The following is a 19,103-nucleotide window of genomic DNA, read 5'->3' as shown; positions in this document are numbered from 1 at the left end:
AAACTGGCGCAGATATGCGCCCTGAAGGAAAGATGGGATTGGAAAGATGAGCGGCACCTACGATAACCGCGATGGGAAAATCTGGCTGGATGGGGCTTTGGTCGATTGGCGCGAGGCCAATGTGCATATTCTGACCCATGCGATGCATTATGCATCTTCCGTCTTTGAGGGCGAGCGCGCCTATGGTGGCAAAATTTTCCTCAGCCGCGCTCATTCCGAACGGCTGCATTTTTCCGCAGGCCAATTGGACTTCGAAATTCCATTTACCGTTGACCAAATTGAGGCAGCCAAGGCCGAGGTTCTCGCGGCCAATGGCCTGAGCGATGCCTATGTGCGCGCGGTTGCGTGGCGCGGCGCGGGTGAGGATATGGGTGTCTCCTCTCGCCGTAACCCCGTTCGTTTGGCCATCGCGGCATGGGGCTGGGGCAATTACTATGGGGATGCAAAAACCAAAGGCGCCAAACTTGATATAGCGCGTTGGAAACGCCCCTCGCCCGAAACGGCGCCAAGCCATGCCAAGGCCGCAGGCCTGTATATGATCTGCACAATGTCTAAGCATGAGGCCGAAGCCAAAGGCTGCTCGGATGCCATGATGTTTGATTATCGCGGCTATGTCGCCGAGGCGACAGGCGCAAATATCTTCTTCGTCAAAGATGGCGAAGTGCATACACCAAAGCCAGATTGCTTCCTCAATGGCCTAACCCGCCAGACAGTTATCGGTATGTTGAACGATCGCCAAATCAAGGTGCATGAGCGTCATATCATGCCGGAAGAATTGGAAGGGTTTGAACAATGCTGGCTGACGGGAACCGCCGCAGAAGTCACCCCAGTGGGTCAGATTGGTAGCTATAATTTCGAGGTTGGCGCCCTGACGCGGGACATCTCGGACGCCTACGAAAAACTGGTTCGCGCCTAAGCGACACCACGCATCACGGCCCGCAAGATCAGCTGACCTTGCGGGCCTTTTTATGATCTCCCTTGCATTTCTTAGAATTCATGCCACCATCAGGCTATGGTGATGCATACTCAATCCTTTGGCGCTTCCCATATTCCCGAAAAGGTCGCCTTTGATCGTGGCGAATTATCGGCGATCCTGTCGATTTACGGCCGCATGGTGGCTGCAGGTGAATGGCGCGATTATGGAATGTCGCTGCTGAGTGATGTTGCGATTTTCTCAGTTTTCCGCCGCACCGCCGAACACCCCATTTATCGGATTGAAAAGCGCCCCAAATTGGCAGGCAAGCAGGGAATGTATTCCGTGATTGGGATGGACGGGCGCATTCTCAAGCGCGGGCATGATCTGCGCAATGTGCTGCGCGTGCTAGAGCGCAAATTGATCCGCGCCGTTGACGATTAATACCCCGTCATTCTATCAAAACATGTTTGCGCGCGGTGATCTCGCCGCCGCCAGACGTGCGAATGCGCGCCTCGGCATGGGCAAGCGGCTCATAGGCCACCGCCATGTGATGGGCATTTGCGTGCAACAGCATCTCTTCATCGGCCATGATCCCGACATGGCCCCTCCAAAACACCAAATCCCCGCGGCGCAGTGGTGCACCCTCGGGCAAAAGCGCGCCGAGCGCTGCCTCTTGTTGGTCACTGTCCCGTGGACAGTCTTGACCACAGGCGCGCATCGCCAATTGGATCAGGCCAGAGCAATCAATGCCCCATCGGCTGCTGCCGCCCCAAAGATAAGGGGTTCCAAGGAATAGATCAGCCACGCCCACCGCATCCGAAAACCGCGCCGTTAATGGGCGCAGGTGGGATTTTGGAACATGATGCCCCGTCTGGATGCGATGAAAGCTTTCACCCTCTTTCGCAGGCTCAACCACGTTGACACGTGCGCCGAAAAAGATCGACACATCGGGCGACGATTTTACATCGGGGCGCGGATAGAGATGGGTTGCGGGGGCGGTGACCCAATGGGTGACGGGCGTTTCTGCCGCAAGGGCCTGCAATAAAATATAACCTACTTGGCCGTCCCGCTCTGCTTGACCAAAAACTTGCCCATCGCGCGTTTCAAGCGCCAAAAACCGCTCGCCAAACAACAATTGGCTCGCCCGCGTGCCCTTTGGTTCGGTCATGATATTGGCCAACGGTTGCTGCACCGTCATCCATGTGCCGTCCAAGAATTCATCCGCCATAACCTGACCTTGCAGCGCCCGAAGCGCCACCCGCCCATTGCTTGCCGTGATCCGTGGATCGCTTGCCATGTCTTAAACCCCTTCAGACAGCACCGCGTATAGCGCACGAATGCCCTGACCCAAACCCCCTTTTGGGCGCGCAGGTGCATCACTTTGCTGCCAAGCAAAAATATCGAAGTGACAATAGCGCGCGGCGCCTTGGGTGAAGCGGCGCAAAAACAAGGCCGCCGTAATCGACCCCGCCATGCCCCCAGAGGGCGCGTTATCCAGATCGGCAATGCCCGGTTCAATCATAGCCTCATAAGGGGCGTGAAAGGGCATACGCCAAACAGGGTCGAACTGATCAGGGCTTTTGGCAGTAATCTGCGCGGCAAGACCCTCATCATCAGTGTAAAATGGCGCAAGGTCTGGCCCCACTGCGACCCGCGCAGCGCCAGTTAATGTTGCCATAGAAATCATTAGATCGGGGGCGCCTTCAGCCCCAAGCGCCAAGGCATCAGCCAAGACCAGCCGCCCCTCTGCATCGGTATTGTTGATCTCGACCGTCATGCCGTTGCGGGCGGTCAAAATATCACTGGGGCGAAAGGCTGAACCATCAACGGCATTTTCAACTGCAGGGATCAAAACCCGCAACCGCAGCTTTAGACCCGCATCCATGATCATCTGAGCAAGGCCCAAAACATTGGCAGCCCCCCCCATATCCTTTTTCATCGTGCCCATTGATGATCCAGGTTTCAGGTTCAAACCGCCTGTGTCAAAACACACGCCCTTGCCCACCAAGGTGATTTGCGGCCCGCCTTCGCCCCAAGTCATATCAATCAAACGAGGCGCGCGGGGACTGGCCCGACCGACCGCATGGATCATCGGGAAATTCTGCGCCAATAGATCGTCCCCAAGGATCACGGAAATCTTGGCGTTATAGCGCGCCGCCAACTCGCGGGCGGCCCCCTCCAATTCTTCGGGGCCCATGTCTTGCGCAGGGGTGTTGACCAGATCACGCACCATGGCCTCGGCTTGGGCGAGCCGTTCGAAATGCGGGGCATCTATGCCCGCAAGCGCCACTAAGGCCGCCTCGCGACCCGATTTTTTACGATAGTGGTCAAACCGATATTCCGCCAGTAAATACCCCAGTGCAATTTCTTCGCGAAGGTTTTGCGGGTGGGCCTCCAATGAGGCTGAGGCCACCTCATAAAGACCTTTTGGCAAATCAGAAATCGCGGCACCTGCAGCGAACCGTTTCCTGATCCGATCAGCGGACGTTCCTACCCCCAACAAAACAGCCGCAATTCCACCCGCCTCATTGGGCAGAAGACAGGTTTTGCCCAATGCCCCGCTAAAGCCATGGGTCACGGCCCATTGCCGTGAGGCAGCGCCCAACTGAGCCAAAGCTGCATCAGCCCCATCGGCGCTGATCGCATGAACAGGGATTGCGTCCGTATCAGGAAATTCATCTGGGCGGGCAAATCGCAGCGCGTGGGACATTCCGTCATTCCTTTGAGGTCAGGGCAATATCGCTGAACCGCAAAGTAACAACACCATCCCGCGCCGCAAGGGCGATCACACACTCATATCCTCAATATCGTAAATCGCATAAACAGATCGCTCACCCACACGGCGCAAACGAGCGAAGGTTGCGCCGATTGCGGCCATATCTTGGCGCGCCATCACGATATGAACATCGCGCGCCACCCGCGCCAAGGTCGCCATACCGATCTTGCTGGCAGAGTCGGCAATCTCAGCGAAAATCTTTTTCCGTTCAAGCGTGCTGTCGACACAGTCAATCTGCGCGAGCGCGATCATGATACGCTCTAGCCCCACAGCCACTTCATATTCTGCTTGCGTCTCGCCAATATCGCGACAAAGCCGCTCTAACCTGTCGGGATCAAACCGCGCAGGTTCTTCAAAACGCAAGACGGTCACCACATCCGTCATTTTCCCATCCCACCATGCGCTGCATGTGGTCACAGGGTGATATTTGGGGGTGAAGAAAAGGTTGATTTGAGACAGGAATGAAAAGACAGTTTATAGAAAATTATCAGAGATTGTGATCAAGTGCTCTGAAGGGACATTATGGATGCACCGCATTAAATCACTGCCAAGTTATTTGCTTGAACGCTATCAGGATTGGAAAGTGAAATCCTTTCCTGAGAACCGTGATTGGTTTCGCAAATTGGCAACCGAAGGGCAGAGTCCAAAGGCCATGGTCATAGCCTGCTGCGACAGCCGCGTTGCCGTGACATCCGTGTTTGGACAGCGCACAGGTGAATTATTCATTCACCGCAACATCGCCAATCTGGTGCCCCCTTTTACCCCTGACGGGCAGCATCACGGCACCGCTGCCGCGGTCGAGTTTGCAATTAAGAACCTCAAAATCGAGCATCTCATCATCATGGGCCATTCCAATTGCGGCGGCGTGCGGGGGTGTATTGACATGTGCCAAGGCCGCGCCCCCGATTTGGAAAAGAAAGAAAGCTTTGTGGGCCGTTGGTTGGATGTTTTGCGGCCAGGATTTGAGAGGGTCAAAGATATCACCCCCCCTGAGGTTCAACAAACCATGCTGGAAAAAGAGGGGATACAAGTCTCGCTTGAAAACCTGATGAGCTATCCCGTGGTGGCCGAGGCTGTAGGTTCAAAGAACCTGACCCTGCATGGGATTTGGGCCGATATCGCGGATATGGATATCGAAAGCTATGACGGCACATTGCGCCATTTTGTGAAAGTCTAAACTTTACCACTTGGCCCCGCTTCGTTAGGCAACGCTGAGCAAAATCTGGAGGTGTTCATGGACTCGATCCTGTCGCTCGCGGCGCAGAACCTGATCTCGCCCATCATCTTGTTTTTCGTCTTAGGATTTGCAGCTGCTTTTGCGCGCTCTGACCTCAGCGTGCCCGAGGCCGTAGCGAAAGGGATGTCGCTCTATTTGCTCTTTGCCATTGGCTTCAAAGGCGGGGCCAGCGTGGCCGCGCATGGCATTGACCAAACGCTGATCTTCTCGATTTTGGCTGGGGTGATTTTGTCGTTTGTTCTGCCTTTCATAGCCTTCGCTTTGCTGCGCGTGATGACGGGGCTAACGGCCATTGATGCCGCCGCAGTGGCGGCACATTACGGCTCGATCTCGATCGTGACCTTTGTCGCGGCAAGTTCAGTGCTGCAAACCGCAGGTTTGATGAGCGAAGGCTATATGGTCGCGGTCGCCGCCGCGATGGAGGCCCCTGCAATCTTAGCAGCCCTGTGGCTTGTGGCACGGGCGGATGCAAAAGCGGGTCAAGGCGGCGGTATGGATGCGGGTCTGCTGCGGGAAATCCTGCTAAATGGGTCTATTGTTTTGCTCATCGGATCCTTCATTATTGGCGGGATCACGGGCCAAGAGGGCTTGGATAAAATCGCCTCTTTCATCGTATCCCCCTTCCAAGGTGTGCTGTGCCTTTTCCTTTTGGATATGGGCCTTGTGGCGGGGCGCGGCCTGCGGGATGCGCGGCATTTGCTGAAGCCAGGGCTTTTCGCCTTTGGCGTGCTGATGCCCTTAATCGGCAGTTGTCTTGGCCTTGGAGCCGGGTTGCTTTTGGGTCTGTCGACAGGCGGCGTGATGTTGATGATGACGCTCTCCGCCTCGGCCTCTTATATCGCGGTGCCTGCTGCAATGCGCGTGGCCCTGCCTGAGGCCAATCCTTCAATTTATCTCACCATGTCACTTGGGATTACGTTCCCGTTCAATTTGACATTGGGCATACCAATTTATCTGGCATTGGCGCGCGCCGCCACGGGAGGCTAAGGCAATGGAAACGCATAAGGCAAAGCGGGTTGAGATCACAATTGAGGCGGTCATGGAAACCCGCCTCACGGATGCATTGGTCAAGGCGGGGGTGACAGGCTTCACCATCCTACCCGTTTTGGGCGGGTCGGGCCGTTCAGGACAATGGAGCCGCGAGGGTCAGGTCAGCCGTGCAGGCGGAATGATCAACGTGGTCTGCATCATTCGCCCAGAAAAGCTAGAGGCGCTGCTCAAAGCGGCATTCGCAGTGGTGGAGCGGCATATCGGCGTGGTCAGCGTGACTGACTGCGAAGTCCTCCGCGCCGAACGATTTTAAGAAAAAGGGGGGCCAACGGCCCCCCAATATATCTGATGCGCAACGCCATGCGTCAGCCTTTTTTCAGAACCCGATTGCCCAAGGTTTCTGCAATCTGAACCGCATTCAACGCAGCGCCTTTGCGCAGGTTGTCACTGACGCACCAAATATTCAGACCATTCTCAATCGTGCTGTCTTGACGGATACGGCTGATAAAGGTGGCATAATCGCCGACACATTCCACGGGGGTCACATAACCGCCCGCCTCACGCTTATCGACCACCATCACACCTGGGGCCTCGCGCAGAATGTCACGGGCTTCTTCCTCGTCTAGGAAATCTTCAAACTCGATATTGATCGCCTCGGAATGGCCAACAAAGACAGGCACACGCACGCAGGTTGCAGTTACCTTAACCGAAGGATCGAGGATTTTCTTGGTCTCAGCGACCATTTTCCACTCTTCCTTAGTAGACCCATCTTCCATGAACACATCAATATGCGGGATCACATTGAAGGCAATCTGCTTGGGGTAAACGCTCGGGGCAACTTCCTGACCTGGAACGAACATTCCCTTTGTCTGGTTCCACAGCTCATCCATCGCATCTTTGCCTGTGCCAGACACAGACTGATAGGTCGACACCACAACACGCTTGATCCGCGCGCGGTCATGAAGCGGCTTCAATGCAACAACCATCTGGGCGGTGGAGCAATTGGGGTTCGCGATGATGTTCTTCTTCGCATAGCCCTCAACCGCCCCAGGGTTCACCTCAGGGACAACCAAAGGCACATCAGGATCATAGCGATAGAGCGAGGAATTATCGATCACGATACAACCTTGCGAGGCCGCAATCGGTGCATAGGTTTTTGTAGCTTCAGACCCAACCGCGAAAAATGCTATATCCCAGCCTGTGAAATCGAATGTATCGAGATCCTTGGTCTTTAGGGTCTTGTCACCAAAGCTGCATTCTGTGCCAAGCGATTTACGCGAGGCAAGCACGGCGATCTCGTCAACGGGGAATTGACGCTCGTCTAGAATGTTGAGCATTTCGCGGCCCACATTGCCCGTGGCGCCGACAACGACAACTTTGTAACCCATGTTCCATATCCTTCAGGCTTACGACTGCGCATGCCCTTAAATCATGTGCGACCAAAGCGAAAGGGGCACTTGGCGCGCAATCTGGTCGCGCTTAGTCAAGGCGATCTTCGCTAAAGAGGTAAATTGCGCATCCGATCAGAACGGCAAGCCCAAAGACCCCAAACAAGGCCCCATAGGCGGCAGGCAAGGCCATCGTGCCTGACAGCGCAGTGAAGAAAGGGGCTGAGGTGAATTGCATCACACCCACCCCACCGATGCCAAACAAATTCATCAAGGTCACACCACGCCCAACCAAATGCGGGGGAAAGAAGCTGCGCCCATGGGCAACAAGGGCAGGGAAGGACGCCCCAAACAACCCCAAGGCCGCAACCAGAACAGTAGCTGTCAAAATACTGCTTTCGGGCACAGCCCAAATCGCCAAACAGGCGAAGGCACCCAACAGGTTCCCAATCAAGATAACCCATTTGCGCGTGCCAAAAAACCGATCCAGCGGGCCATAGGCAAAACTGCCCACCACCATCGCAACCCCCATGATCAGGCTCACCGTGCCGATCTCAGCAACAGTTAGATCAAAGACATCCCCCACATAAGGCCCAACCCACAGGCCACGCACCCCCGCTGACGGGGCATAGCCCACAAACATCAACGGGAAGATAAGCCAAAGCGCAGGAATGCGCAGCAGATCCATCAAGCTGCCTTTTTGATCGCCTTCTGGTTTTGCGGGGTCTTTGATCAAGAGGAACAAAGCCAGCGCAACAAGACCCGTCACAAGCGCCAAGCCCCAAACGGTTTCGCGCCACCCCACGGCCTCAACCGCCCAAGCCATGGGTGTTGCAGCTGCCAAGTTGCCCATTGATCCAATGCCAATCGTCACACCTGCCAGCGTGGCAAAGATGGCCGCAGAATAAACCCGCGCAAAGATGTAATAGGTTGCCATCAAAACGGGCGAACAGCCCAATCCGATCAACCCCATTGCAATTTGCACATCGCGCACATCCGCCGCAGTCGCAAACAGGGCAGCACCCCCCGCACCGCCAACAAGCAGCAACACCGATGCGGTCAGGCGCGGCCCAATGCGGTCAAGTGCGATACCCACAGGAATTTGCATCGCGGCAAAAACGGCGAACCACACGCCCGAAGCTGTCGCCAAGCTTTGCGGAGTAGCTCCGATATCGGATGCCAAAACAGGGGCCATGACGGCCAAAAACGCACGATAAAACTGGCTCAGCACATAGGCGAGCACAAGAAAAGCAATGCCCGCTTTCATGGCTGGCTGTCCTCCTCATCCCTCAGGCAAACTGATGCCGTAGCACCAAGGCAAGGGCAAGCCAGAAGTTAAATCTGATAATTTTTGTCGGAATTTATTTGACCCGCCGCGTGAATCGTGATCAAAAGCTGCATCCCGACTAAAATTGTCGGAAATAACTCGAACAGGAGCTTTAGGATGACCCGACCCCTCTCCCTGCTGCTTGGCAGCGTCGTTTTTCTAACCACCCTAACCGCGGCGCAGGCGCAGGAATTGAACCTGTATTCTTCGCGCCATTACGACACGGATGAGCGGCTATATTCTGATTTTACCGCTGCAACAGGCATCACCATCAACCGCATCGAAGGCAATGCAGATGAGCTGATCGCGCGGATGCAGGCCGAGGGCGCCAATAGCCCTGCAGATGTGTTTTTGACTGTTGACACAGTGCGCTTGGCGCGGGCTGCCGAAATGGGACTGTTGCAGCCCGTGGAAAGCGATGTGCTAGAAACCCGCATTCCTTCTCATCTTCAAGATGACAGCAACCAGTGGTTCGCGTTCTCGCAGCGCGCACGGATTTTGTTCTATGACAAAACCGATGTCGCCAACCCGCCCCAAACCTATCAGGATTTGGCCAAGCCAGAATATGCAGGCCAGATCTGCATCCGCTCTGCCACGAATGTCTATACACAGAACTTCACAGCAGCCTTGATCGCACATTTGGGTGTCGATGCTGTGGAGGACTGGGCCAACGCCGTGGTAGAAAATTTCGCCCGCGCGCCCCAAGGTGGCGACACGGATCAGCTGCGCGGCATTGCCTCTGGTGAATGTGACATTGCGATGTCGAACACCTACTACTTCGCCCGCATCCTGCGCCAAGGGGACGACCAAATCACCCCTGACCAACTGGCCAATATCGGATGGGTTTTTCCAAACCAGAACGATATCGGCGCGCATATGAACGTGTCTGGCGGTGGGGTCGCGGCCCATGCCCCGAACCGCGAGAACGCGATTGCCTTTCTGGAGTATCTGACCTCAGATCAGGCGCAACAGTATTTCTCAGCGGGCAATGATGAATACCCTGCCGTTCCGGGTGTGGGCCTCGCCCCATCGGTCGCGGCACTGGGCATCTTCCGCCCTGATGCGATTGATCTGTCGGATATTGCCGAAAATGTCGGCGCAGCGGTTGAGGTTCTGAACACCGCAGGTTGGGAATAGGTTCGCGCAACAGGCCACGAACCACCAAACAACTCACGAGCGCCCTATCAAGTGGCGCTCGTTTGCTTTTGGGGCGCTGAGGCGTGTTATGTCCTGACCCCACATTGCCCACCTATGGGCGCGGGGTATGACTAACCCGTTCACCTATCTTCTCGGCTCAGGCTCCAACATAAGATGGCAACTGGGACCAAACCAACGGCGCCAATGATCAGACTGGGAACTGCGGCCTCAGCCAGTCGTTCATCCGCTGCCAATCGGTGCGCTTGCACGGCGAGCGTATCATAGTTGAAGGGGCGCAGGATTAAGGTGGCGGGCAGCTCCTTCATCACATCCACGAAAACAATCAGCAGCGCAGTCAAGATCGAAGGCTGTAGGATCGGCACATGGATCCGCCGCAACATAGGTGCAGGCCCATGCCCCAATGTGCGCGCGACCGCGTCCATGTTGGGGTTCAGGGTGGCCATGCCCGCCTCATAGGTGTTCAGCGCCACCGCCATAAATCGCACCATATAGGCCATGATCATCAGCCAGATCGACCCGCTGATCAAAAGGCCCGTATCAATACCGAAATTCGTCTCCATGAAGTGGTCAAGCGCATTGTCAAAGGCCGCAAAGGGAAACAGCAGACCTACCGCAATCACGCCACCGGGCACAGCATACCCAATGCCCGCAACCCTAAGGGCCGTTTTTGACATCGGCGTGGGCCGCAAGCGCGCACGAAATCCAAGCGCGATGGCCGCCCCTACAGTCAGGAAGGCGGCAATCGCTGCAAGTGTCAAAGAATGCCGCAAGAAGCCCAAATAGCGCTCTGTGAAAAGGATATACGCTTGGTCAGCCGCAAGTGAGATCAAGATCCACACGGGCAAAACAAAGCCAAAAAGAACGGGCAAACCGCAGAATAAAATAGCCCCCAAAGCAGCGCGGCCATTGAGGGTGACAGGCTCCATCACCTCAAGTCTACGGCCCGCGTCATGATGACGGGAATTGCGGCGCTGTCGGCGTTCGAAAGTGGCAAGGGTCAAGGCCACAACCAACAGACACAGGGCAAGCTGCGCCGCCGCTGCGCGGTCAAACAAGCCAAACCAACTGACATAGATGCCCGTGGCAAAGGTCTGAACACCGAAATAGGCGGTGGTTCCGTAATCAGCCAAGGTTTCCATCAAAGCAAGCAGCACACCCCCTGCAATCGCCGGGCGAGCAACGGGCAGACTGACGCGCCAGAATGCGCCCCATGGCCCCTGCCCCAACGTGCGCGCCGCGATATAGGCGGTAGCGCTTTGGCGCAGAAACGCTGCGCGCGCCAGAAGATAAACATAAGGGTAAAGCACCAAGACCAACATTGCCGCCGCACCACCAAGTGATCTGATTTCAGGGAACCAGTAATCGCGAGGGCCCCATCCCATAAAGGCGCGCAAGGTGGACTGCACGAGTCCTGGATGATCAAGCAAATCCGTATAGGCATAAGCCAGAACATAGGCTGGGAAGGCCAAAGGCAGGGCGAGGGCAATTTCCAACACCCGCCGCCCAAAAAACCGCGTCATGGTGACAAGCCATGCGGCACCCGTCCCAATTACGGCCGTTCCTAGCCCTACGATCACACTGAGTTGCAAGGTCGCCCCGACATAGCGGGGCAGAACGCTTTGGCTAAGACTAACAATTGTGTCCAAACCACCCGAAAGCGCGGCAATCGCCACAGCAATCATCGGCAGAAGGCATAATGCGACCACAAGCTTGCCCAAAAGGCCAAACCAATGATCCCCCGTGATGCGCATTTTCTCAGTCATGAGAGAGGGCTTATGTGATTTTCAGACCTGAGGGAAGACATCCGATTAAAACAGTCGGAAATATGCGCCGCTAGTCTGTTTCTTCCTTACCGCGCAAAATTGCCGTCATCCGTGGCACGCTTGGTGCCCCAATGCGGCCATGTGTACGCAACACAGGCTTTTGGCTATCCGCAGGCCGGCTATCTTCGCGCAGCACGATATAAATACCTGACGCGATGATAACGGCTGCACCGATTACTGTGGCTTGATCCACCCCTTCGCCGAAAAACATTGTGCCAAAAAACACGGCCCAAAGGATCTGCGAATATTGCATGGGCGCAACGATCACCGCATCAGCCATGCGATAGGCCAAAATCACAAGCCACATCGCAAGCAAGGCCAAAATTGCGACCAGCGCCATCAATGCCATATCCAAGAGCGGCATCGGCTCGTAGACGAAAGGCAGTAGCGCGCCCATGACGATAAAATTGGCCATCATCGGATAAAGCATCAGGGTAACGGAGCGTTCCTCAGACCCGATCTTGCGCAAAATCACCGAGACTAAGGCGCCGCCAAATGCAGCCGCCAGCGCGGATAAATGCCCAAGGTTCAAATCCGCCGCCCCTGGTCGAAGCACGATCAAAACACCGACAAGCCCCATGACCACCGCGCTTGTGCGCCGAATGCCAATGCGTTCGCCCAACATAGGGATTGCCAGCAATGTGATCAGAACTGGCATCGCAAAAATGATCGCATAGGTCTGGGTCAAGGGCAGGGTTGAGAATGCGTAAAATGCAGTCGCCCCCGTGAACACCACCGCAATTGACCGCAATGCTGTCCAGAACGGGTATTTGGGCCGCAATGTTTCTGGCTTGGGCTCGCCCATCAGCAACAACATGGTGACGGGAAAGCCAAACAAAACCGAGAAGAACACAATCTGAAAGACCGAATAGCTTGCGCCAAGATATTTGATCACCACATCGTGGGTGGCGTAAATTCCGAATGCCGCCAATGCGATCAATGCGCCTTTGATATTGGTGCTCTTGCGATCTTTGGACATGGCATTTCCTTGGCTTATTACTCAATCAAGGCATCGGCACAGCCGCTTGCCAACATTGAATATGCGAGATGGCGATATTCCTGCCCCCGATGCTGCAGCTTTGCATCGGGTGGCATATATAAACAAAAACACCCGCTCAACCTTGCGGTCAAGCGGGTGAAAATCATAACAGAGCCGAAACTTACAAAGACGCGTCTAGCGCTTTGACAATGGCATCGCCCATCTGAGCGGTCGAAACGGGTGATCCGCCCTCTGGCCCCATCAAATCGGCTGTGCGCAGGCCATCGGCCAAAACGGCCTCAACCGCTTTTTCCAAACGGGTCGCCTCATCCCCTTGATCAAAGCTATAGCGCAGCGCCATCGCAAAGCTGAGAATGCACGCAATCGGGTTTGCTTTGCCTTGGCCTGCAATATCAGGTGCAGAGCCGTGAACGGGCTCATACAATGATTTGGGGCGGCCATTTGCCATCGGCGCACCCAGACTTGCCGAAGGCAACATGCCCAAAGACCCTGTCAACATTGCTGCCAAATCCGACAGCAGATCACCAAAGAGGTTATCAGTCACGATCACATCAAACTGCTTTGGCCAACGGGTCAGCTGCATTGCGCCAGCGTCAGCATACATATGCGACAATTCCACATCAGAATATTCAGCAGCATGCACTTCGGTCACAACCTGACGCCACAACACGCCCGATTCCATAACATTGGCCTTCTCCATTGAGCAGACCTTGTTGTTGCGGCGGCGCGCCAGCTCGAAGGCCGACCGCGCCACGCGGGCGATTTCGCTCTCGGTGTAACGCTGGGTGTTCACGCCAACGCGCTCATTGCCTTCTTGATGAATGCCGCGTGGCTCACCGAAATATACCCCACTGGTCAGTTCGCGGATGATCATGATGTCCAGACCGCCGACCACATCCGCCTTCAACGAAGAAAAATCCGCGAGGGCATCGAAACACTGCGCAGGCCGAAGGTTCGCATAGAGATCCATCTCTTTGCGCAGGCGCAGCAGGCCGCGCTCGGGCTTTACGCTGAAATCGAGATTGTCATATTTCGGGCCGCCGACCGCGCCAAGCAATACCGCATCAACGCTTTGCGCTTTTTCCATCGTCTTATCGGTCAAAGGCGTGCCATGCGCATCATATGCGCAACCGCCCACCAAATCTTCGGTGACATCAAAAGTCAGGCCACGCTTTGCGCCATACCAGTCGATGATTTTACGCACCTCGGTCATAACCTCGGGGCCGATCCCGTCACCGGGAAGAATGAGAAGCGATGGGTTGCTCATGGAACTAATCCGTCTTGAAAATCCTGATTGCGCACGCCCTATCCTTTGACTGCGTCTGGGTCAAGAAAGGGCCAGTCTTTTATCAGGTGTCAGCGCCGCAATGATCCTCTTTTGATAGCTGCGGATCATGTAGCGCAACCGCAGCAGGGCCATTGCCCTGACCAACAGGCACATTGGCAAAAAGGCCCATAGGGTCACAACCCAAACCGCGCCTTGCCCATCATAGGCAAGGGTGCTCCCTGTCTGCGAAAAAACAGAACCCAAGACAGGCGGCAATATCAGCGGCAGGCCCAAGTCCCATATGATATTTCTGCGCGCATCACATTTTAAACGATGGGTCACATCGCTGCCCACTGTCGGGTCGAACATGGGCAGGTTTACCCACATGTTGATCGACATTCCCCGACCAGGCCATTTGCTAAAACGTATGAACAGGGCGAATATGAGTAATGTGCCAAGGGCGATGGTCAGGGCCAGAGCGGCCATGATCCGGACGTGATCCATGGACTCCACGGACAGGGGCGCTGCCCCAATGGTGCGCTCTATTGGCCATTGCACTGACTGTACCCTCTGGCCCGTTGAACTGCTGCAAATGAACAGGGTCAGCTGAAACAAGGCTCAGCAAGATTAACACCGAAAACAAGGCCAAAATGCGCAGACGATTATAGGGGGGCGCATCTCGAAACTCGATGATAGCGGGATGACGGGCGCTATATTCAAACACCACAAAGAGGGCCGCAATCAATCCAAACAGCATAACGCCTTCCACATCCCCGCGGGATGTATCGCCAAGGACAAGCGATGTTGTCGCGATAACAAAAAACACCAATACTGCCCTAAGCACAGCGCCAAAAAGCTGTGAAAGCACCTGCTCTTCCTCGTTCTGGATGGGGTCGGTTCATGCCTGCCCCTTATTCCACAATTTCGCCTCATTCTGACGATAAGGCCGCCTCAATTTCCATAATATTGCCTAAATTTAATACCTAATAAAACACATTAAAAAAGACCCCCACACCGATGAGGATGCAGGGGCCTGAAATTTATCCAGTCGGATCAGGGCAACAGCGCAGACGCGCTTGAAACTAGACCCAAGGACGCGCGGATTGCGCGGTTGCTTCAAAGGCGTCAATGGCCTCAACCTTGGTCAAGGACAGCCCGATATCATCCAATCCATTGAGCAAGCAATGTTTGCGGAACGGGTCGATTTCGAAGGCGATCTTCTGGCCATCGGGGCGGGTGATCTCTTGAGCCTCAAGGTCGATGGTCATAGTCGCATTCGCGCCGTTTGACGCGTCATCCATCAGCTTATCGACCTCTTCCTGCGGCAGAGGGATCGGCAAAATTCCGTTCTTAAAGCAGTTGTTGAAGAAAATATCAGCAAAGCTCGGTGCAATTACGCAACGAATGCCAAAATCCAACAAGGCCCAAGGCGCGTGTTCGCGCGAGGAGCCGCAGCCAAAATTGTCGCCAGCGACCAAAATCTGCGCGTCCCGATAAGCAGGTTTATTCAGAACGAACTCGGGGAGTTCGTTGCCTGATTGATCAAAGCGCATCTCGTCAAAGAGGTTTTTTCCCAAACCAGAGCGTTTGATCGTTTTCAAAAACTGCTTGGGGATGATCATATCTGTGTCGATATTGATCAGCGGAAGCGGGGCTGGAATCCCCGTCAGGGTTGTAAACTTATCCATAGGCCTCTCCTTGAAATTGGTCAGGCTTTAGCCAATCTGGCACGCAGGGGCAAGCCATACTCACACCCTGCGTTCATGGGATCATAAAACTCAGACCTGCCCAACGCGTGCCCCACACGGCGCCATCTTCTTGGGGTGTAATCTCATCCAAAACAACAGCATCGGCAAAATAGTCGTAACCTGACATGACAGGCAAGTTCACCTCGCCTTGATCATTGGTGCGATGCAGCGTGATCGTAACCTCGCCTTCGGGGCTGCGCGCAAACAGCTCAACCTGAACAGCGGCGCGCGGCGTGTCTTGATCAAAAAGCTGCAGCAAGAACCCATCGCTCACATCGTCATGATAGGGGTTCTCCAATGCAATGAATTCGGTCGACAGACCAAATCGCTGATCTTGTCCCGCCCCCTCACCTACGGCGAACAACGCCTTTACATGGCGGGTATAGGCCTCGGAAAAACCTGCGCGCGGCAGTCCGCGTGCATTGTGGCGCGCTTCGATTGCGCCAAAATCCTTATGCGCGGAAAATGCTGCAAATGTTTCCCACTCTGACCATGTGACCAATTTCGGCGTGCTCTCGTGGATCATCACCACCAATCCATCAGCAACACCCGAAACATGGGCGGCAGGGCGATCCCCAAAACGCCCCTCAACAGGCCGCAAACCATTGGCATCAGCAATTTCAAACCGCGTGAAATCTCGCGGCAGATACACCATCGGCGCACCACGAAATTCGGTGCCAACACGCAGGTCAGCGCGAATATCCCCGCCTGACGGAACCATGTATTCGAGGGGATCAATCCAAAATTCATGCGCAAATAACTTGCCCGCCAACAAAATTGCGCCAATGTTCAGACAAACGGCCAGTTTCATTGCATCTCTCCCCTTTAACCTAGGCAGTGACGATGATCTTAAGACGCATTTTGTCAAACAATTCCCACATCACTTTTTTGTTGGCGGCCCTCTGCTTGATGTTCAGCACATCAGCGCGGGCCCATGAAATCCGCCCCGCAGTGGCCGATGTGTCTGTCACCACCGATGCGGTGGAGATGAGCATCTCCCTGACGCTAGAGCCGCTGATTGCAGGCATTAACCTTGCGGGTCTAGAGAACACCAATGACGCGCCAGAGGCGTTGATCTATGACCAATTGCGCGCGCAATCGCCCGAGGCCCTGCGCACCGCGTTCGAGGGGGCATGGCCGCGCATTCAGGACAATATCCAGATTATGGTGGATGGGGTGACACTGCCCCCTGAATTTGTGGGTGTCAGCATCGCACCCAATCCCGATTTGGAATTACCACGCGACACCACTTTGACCCTGCGCGCAGATTTACCTATGGGGGATGCGCCCGTTCAAATTGGCTGGAGCGCGGCTTATGGCGAATTGGTGCTGCGTCAGGTCGGCGGCGGCGCGGATGCCTATCAAGGCTTTCTCGCCAATGGCGAATTATCAGCACCTTTGCCCCGCGGCACTGCTCTCAGCGAGGGGGCATGGCCCGTCTTTACCCGATATGTTGTCGCTGGGTTTGAGCATATTATCCCCTTAGGGATAGATCATATTCTGTTTGTTTTGGGCCTGTTTTTCTTCTCGCTGCGCCTCAAGCCTTTGTTGCTTCAGGTCAGCGCATTTACTTTGGCCCATACCATTACGCTCGCCCTTGCAAGTCTTGAGATTGTGCGCGTCCCCGCCTCGGTGGTCGAGCCATTAATCGCTGCTTCAATCGTCTATGTGGGTGTCGAAAACATTCTTGGCCGTGAAAACCTACGCGCCCGTACCGCGTTGGTGTTCGGGTTTGGCCTGTTGCACGGGCTCGGCTTTGCCTCGGTTCTTGGGGATTTTGGGATCACTGCAGACCGCTTTGGCGTGGCATTGGTCGGGTTCAATATTGGAGTCGAATTTGGTCAGCTTGCGGTAATCGGTCTGGCCTTCCTTGCGGTTGGCCTCTGGTTTGGCAAGCGTGATTGGTATCGCCCCTTCATCGCAATCCCCGCCTCGGTGGTCATCTCCGCCATTGGGGCCTATTGGGTGGTCGAGCGCACCTTGCTGTGACGCAACAAAAAAGCCCCGCCAAATCGGCGGGGCTTTTTCGAAATTCACCAAAGGCGAAATTACATCATCTCGCGCACATCGGTGAGGCGTCCTGTTATCGCCGCAGCCGCAGCCATTGCAGGGCTCATCAAATGGGTGCGGCCACCGCGCCCCTGACGCCCCTCAAAGTTGCGGTTTGATGTTGCTGCACAGCGTTCACCAGGCTGCAGTTGGTCAGGGTTCATCGCAAGACACATGGAGCACCCCGCGAGACGCCATTCAAAACCTGCCTCGATGAAGATATCAGCCAAACCTTCTTCTTCAGCCTGCGCGCGCACAAGGCCAGAGCCGGGCACAACCATCGCGCGCTTTACAGCGATTTTCTTACCCTTAAGAATTTCAGCTGCCGCGCGCAAATCTTCGATGCGGCCATTTGTGCAAGACCCGATAAACACCGTGTCAATCTCGACATCCTGCAAACGCTGACCCGGTTTGAGGCCCATATATTCCAAGGAACGGCGCGCAGCATCGACCTTACCGCCTTTGAAATCTTCGGGTGCAGGGACAAAATCGGTAATTGGCAATACATCCTCAGGGCTAGTGCCCCATGTCACCACGGGCGCAATGTCCTCGCCCTTGATGGTGATGACCTTATCCCAATGTGCGTCCTCATCCGAGAACAGGGTCTTCCACCATGTCAAAGCGGCCTCCCATTGCGCGCCCTTTGGCGCGTGGGGACGGCCCATTACATAGTCAAAGGTCTTTTGATCAGGCGCGATCAGGCCCGCGCGCGCGCCGCCTTCAATCGCCATGTTGCATACCGTCATGCGCCCTTCCATCGACAATTCGCGAATGGCTTGGCCGCAATATTCGATCACATAGCCTGTGCCGCCCGCCGTGCCCGTATGGCCGATGACGGATAGGGTAATGTCCTTGGCCGTCACGCCTGGGCGCAGACTGCCTGTGATCTCGACCTTCATATTCTTGGATTTTTTCTGAATCAGGGTCTGGGTGGCCAGAACATGCTCAACCTCAGATGTGCCGATCCCATGCGCAAGCGCCCCAAAGGCCCCATGGGTCGCGGTATGGCTGTCGCCACAAACCACGGTCATGCCTGGCAATGTCCAGCCCTGTTCAGGGCCAACAATATGCACAATGCCCTGACGCACATCAGAAACGGGGTAATAGTGTATCCCGAAATCCTTGGCGTTTTTATCAAGCGCCTCAACCTGAATGCGGCTTTCCTCATTCATCCCACCTTTCAAACGATCAGGTGTGGTGGGGACGTTATGATCTGGCACAGCGATGGTTTTCTCTGGCGCACGCACAGTGCGCCCTGCCATACGCAGACCCTCGAAGGCCTGTGGGCTTGTCACCTCATGAACAAGGTGGCGATCAATATACAAAAGGCAGGTGCCATCCTCAGCCTCATGGACGAGATGGGCATCCCAGATTTTGTCATAAAGCGTTTTTCCTGCGGTCATGTCTTTACTCCTTACGGGCGA

Annotated in this window: 20 protein-coding genes; 7 read left to right on the top strand and 13 right to left on the bottom strand. The window is 55.2% G+C overall.

Annotated elements, in window-relative coordinates; all coding sequences use genetic code 11:
- Window positions 1–46 precede the first annotated feature (46 nt).
- A complete protein-coding gene (locus AAC621_RS07450) occupies window positions 47–916 on the top strand; it encodes a branched-chain amino acid aminotransferase (protein ID WP_340243737.1) in 870 nt (289 codons plus the stop codon).
- 96 nt (window positions 917–1,012) lie between these two features.
- Window positions 1,013–1,357, top strand: a complete 345-nt coding sequence (locus AAC621_RS07445; protein WP_340243739.1) for a DUF2794 domain-containing protein — start codon at window positions 1,013–1,015, stop codon at window positions 1,355–1,357.
- 7 nt (window positions 1,358–1,364) lie between these two features.
- On the opposite strand, the gene AAC621_RS07440 is transcribed toward AAC621_RS07445, so the two are convergent.
- From AAC621_RS07440 to AAC621_RS07430, 3 genes are all read right to left on the bottom strand, one after another.
- Window positions 1,365–2,213: a C40 family peptidase gene (locus tag AAC621_RS07440; RefSeq protein WP_340253873.1), complete on the bottom strand. Its 849-nt coding sequence runs from the start codon at window positions 2,211–2,213 to the stop codon at window positions 1,365–1,367.
- 3 nt (window positions 2,214–2,216) lie between these two features.
- Window positions 2,217–3,626, bottom strand: coding sequence for a leucyl aminopeptidase family protein (locus AAC621_RS07435; protein WP_340253870.1), 1,410 nt, complete (start codon window positions 3,624–3,626; stop codon window positions 2,217–2,219).
- A 75-nt stretch (window positions 3,627–3,701) separates the two neighbouring features.
- Complete coding sequence (locus AAC621_RS07430) at window positions 3,702–4,076, bottom strand: hypothetical protein (RefSeq protein WP_340253867.1); 375 nt, start codon at window positions 4,074–4,076, stop codon at window positions 3,702–3,704.
- A gap of 142 nt (window positions 4,077–4,218) precedes the next feature.
- On the opposite strand from AAC621_RS07430, the gene AAC621_RS07425 reads away from it, so the two are divergent.
- Genes AAC621_RS07425 through AAC621_RS07415 form a run of 3 tightly spaced genes read left to right on the top strand, consistent with a single transcriptional unit; the run spans window position 4,219 to window position 6,232 of the window.
- Complete coding sequence (locus tag AAC621_RS07425; protein WP_340253864.1) at window positions 4,219–4,869, top strand: carbonic anhydrase; 651 nt, start codon at window positions 4,219–4,221, stop codon at window positions 4,867–4,869.
- A gap of 57 nt (window positions 4,870–4,926) precedes the next feature.
- A complete protein-coding gene (locus AAC621_RS07420) occupies window positions 4,927–5,916 on the top strand; it encodes a sodium-dependent bicarbonate transport family permease (protein ID WP_340253861.1) in 990 nt (329 codons plus the stop codon).
- Window positions 5,917–5,920: 4 nt separating this feature from the next.
- Window positions 5,921–6,232 (top strand): P-II family nitrogen regulator, encoded by a 312-nt coding sequence (locus tag AAC621_RS07415; RefSeq protein WP_317657240.1) that lies wholly within the window; start codon window positions 5,921–5,923, stop codon window positions 6,230–6,232.
- Window positions 6,233–6,284: 52 nt separating this feature from the next.
- Here AAC621_RS07415 and AAC621_RS07410 read toward each other — a convergent pair whose 3' ends face one another.
- Together AAC621_RS07410 and AAC621_RS07405 are read right to left on the bottom strand one after the other, a co-directional pair.
- Window positions 6,285–7,307, bottom strand: a complete 1,023-nt coding sequence (locus AAC621_RS07410; protein WP_340253858.1) for an aspartate-semialdehyde dehydrogenase — start codon at window positions 7,305–7,307, stop codon at window positions 6,285–6,287.
- Between the two features lie 91 nt (window positions 7,308–7,398).
- The gene (locus tag AAC621_RS07405) at window positions 7,399–8,574 is read right to left on the bottom strand and encodes an MFS transporter (RefSeq protein WP_340253854.1); all 1,176 of its coding nucleotides are present in this window, start codon (window positions 8,572–8,574) and stop codon (window positions 7,399–7,401) included.
- 177 nt (window positions 8,575–8,751) lie between these two features.
- On the opposite strand from AAC621_RS07405, the gene AAC621_RS07400 reads away from it, so the two are divergent.
- Entirely contained in the window at window positions 8,752–9,771 is a 1,020-nt protein-coding gene (locus tag AAC621_RS07400; RefSeq protein WP_340253851.1) for an extracellular solute-binding protein, read from the top strand.
- A gap of 140 nt (window positions 9,772–9,911) precedes the next feature.
- Here AAC621_RS07400 and AAC621_RS07395 read toward each other — a convergent pair whose 3' ends face one another.
- The 7 genes from AAC621_RS07395 to AAC621_RS07365 all read right to left on the bottom strand — a co-directional run bounded on the left by AAC621_RS07395 (window position 9,912) and on the right by AAC621_RS07365 (window position 16,441).
- Window positions 9,912–11,555: an ABC transporter permease gene (locus tag AAC621_RS07395; RefSeq protein ID WP_445322496.1), complete on the bottom strand. Its 1,644-nt coding sequence runs from the start codon at window positions 11,553–11,555 to the stop codon at window positions 9,912–9,914.
- A 70-nt stretch (window positions 11,556–11,625) separates the two neighbouring features.
- On the bottom strand, window positions 11,626–12,594 hold the full coding sequence (locus AAC621_RS07390) for a DMT family transporter (protein WP_340253849.1): 969 nt from the start codon (window positions 12,592–12,594) through the stop codon (window positions 11,626–11,628).
- Window positions 12,595–12,775: 181 nt separating this feature from the next.
- Complete coding sequence (leuB, locus tag AAC621_RS07385; RefSeq protein ID WP_340253846.1) at window positions 12,776–13,882, bottom strand: 3-isopropylmalate dehydrogenase; 1,107 nt, start codon at window positions 13,880–13,882, stop codon at window positions 12,776–12,778.
- A gap of 60 nt (window positions 13,883–13,942) precedes the next feature.
- Window positions 13,943–14,281, bottom strand: coding sequence for a hypothetical protein (locus AAC621_RS07380; protein ID WP_340253843.1), 339 nt, complete (start codon window positions 14,279–14,281; stop codon window positions 13,943–13,945).
- A gap of 19 nt (window positions 14,282–14,300) precedes the next feature.
- Entirely contained in the window at window positions 14,301–14,708 is a 408-nt protein-coding gene (locus AAC621_RS07375) for a hypothetical protein (protein WP_340253840.1), read from the bottom strand.
- 256 nt (window positions 14,709–14,964) lie between these two features.
- The gene (gene leuD / locus AAC621_RS07370) at window positions 14,965–15,570 is read right to left on the bottom strand and encodes a 3-isopropylmalate dehydratase small subunit (protein ID WP_340253837.1); all 606 of its coding nucleotides are present in this window, start codon (window positions 15,568–15,570) and stop codon (window positions 14,965–14,967) included.
- A 73-nt stretch (window positions 15,571–15,643) separates the two neighbouring features.
- The gene (locus AAC621_RS07365; RefSeq protein WP_340253834.1) at window positions 15,644–16,441 is read right to left on the bottom strand and encodes a DUF4198 domain-containing protein; all 798 of its coding nucleotides are present in this window, start codon (window positions 16,439–16,441) and stop codon (window positions 15,644–15,646) included.
- 98 nt (window positions 16,442–16,539) lie between these two features.
- On the opposite strand from AAC621_RS07365, the gene AAC621_RS07360 reads away from it, so the two are divergent.
- Window positions 16,540–17,619 (top strand): HupE/UreJ family protein, encoded by a 1,080-nt coding sequence (locus AAC621_RS07360; RefSeq protein WP_340253831.1) that lies wholly within the window; start codon window positions 16,540–16,542, stop codon window positions 17,617–17,619.
- Between the two features lie 59 nt (window positions 17,620–17,678).
- Here AAC621_RS07360 and leuC read toward each other — a convergent pair whose 3' ends face one another.
- Window positions 17,679–19,082 carry a 3-isopropylmalate dehydratase large subunit gene (gene leuC, locus AAC621_RS07355; protein ID WP_340253828.1) on the bottom strand — a complete coding sequence of 468 codons (1,404 nt, stop codon included), beginning with the start codon at window positions 19,080–19,082 and terminating at the stop codon, window positions 17,679–17,681.
- Window positions 19,083–19,103: the final 21 nt, after the last annotated feature.

This window comes from Roseobacter sp. HKCC-CH-9208 (assembly GCF_037805125.1).
Lineage (GTDB): Bacteria > Pseudomonadota > Alphaproteobacteria > Rhodobacterales > Rhodobacteraceae > M30B80.
Note: the sequence above shows the minus strand (reverse complement) of the source record. Positions and strands in the feature narration are given on the sequence as shown.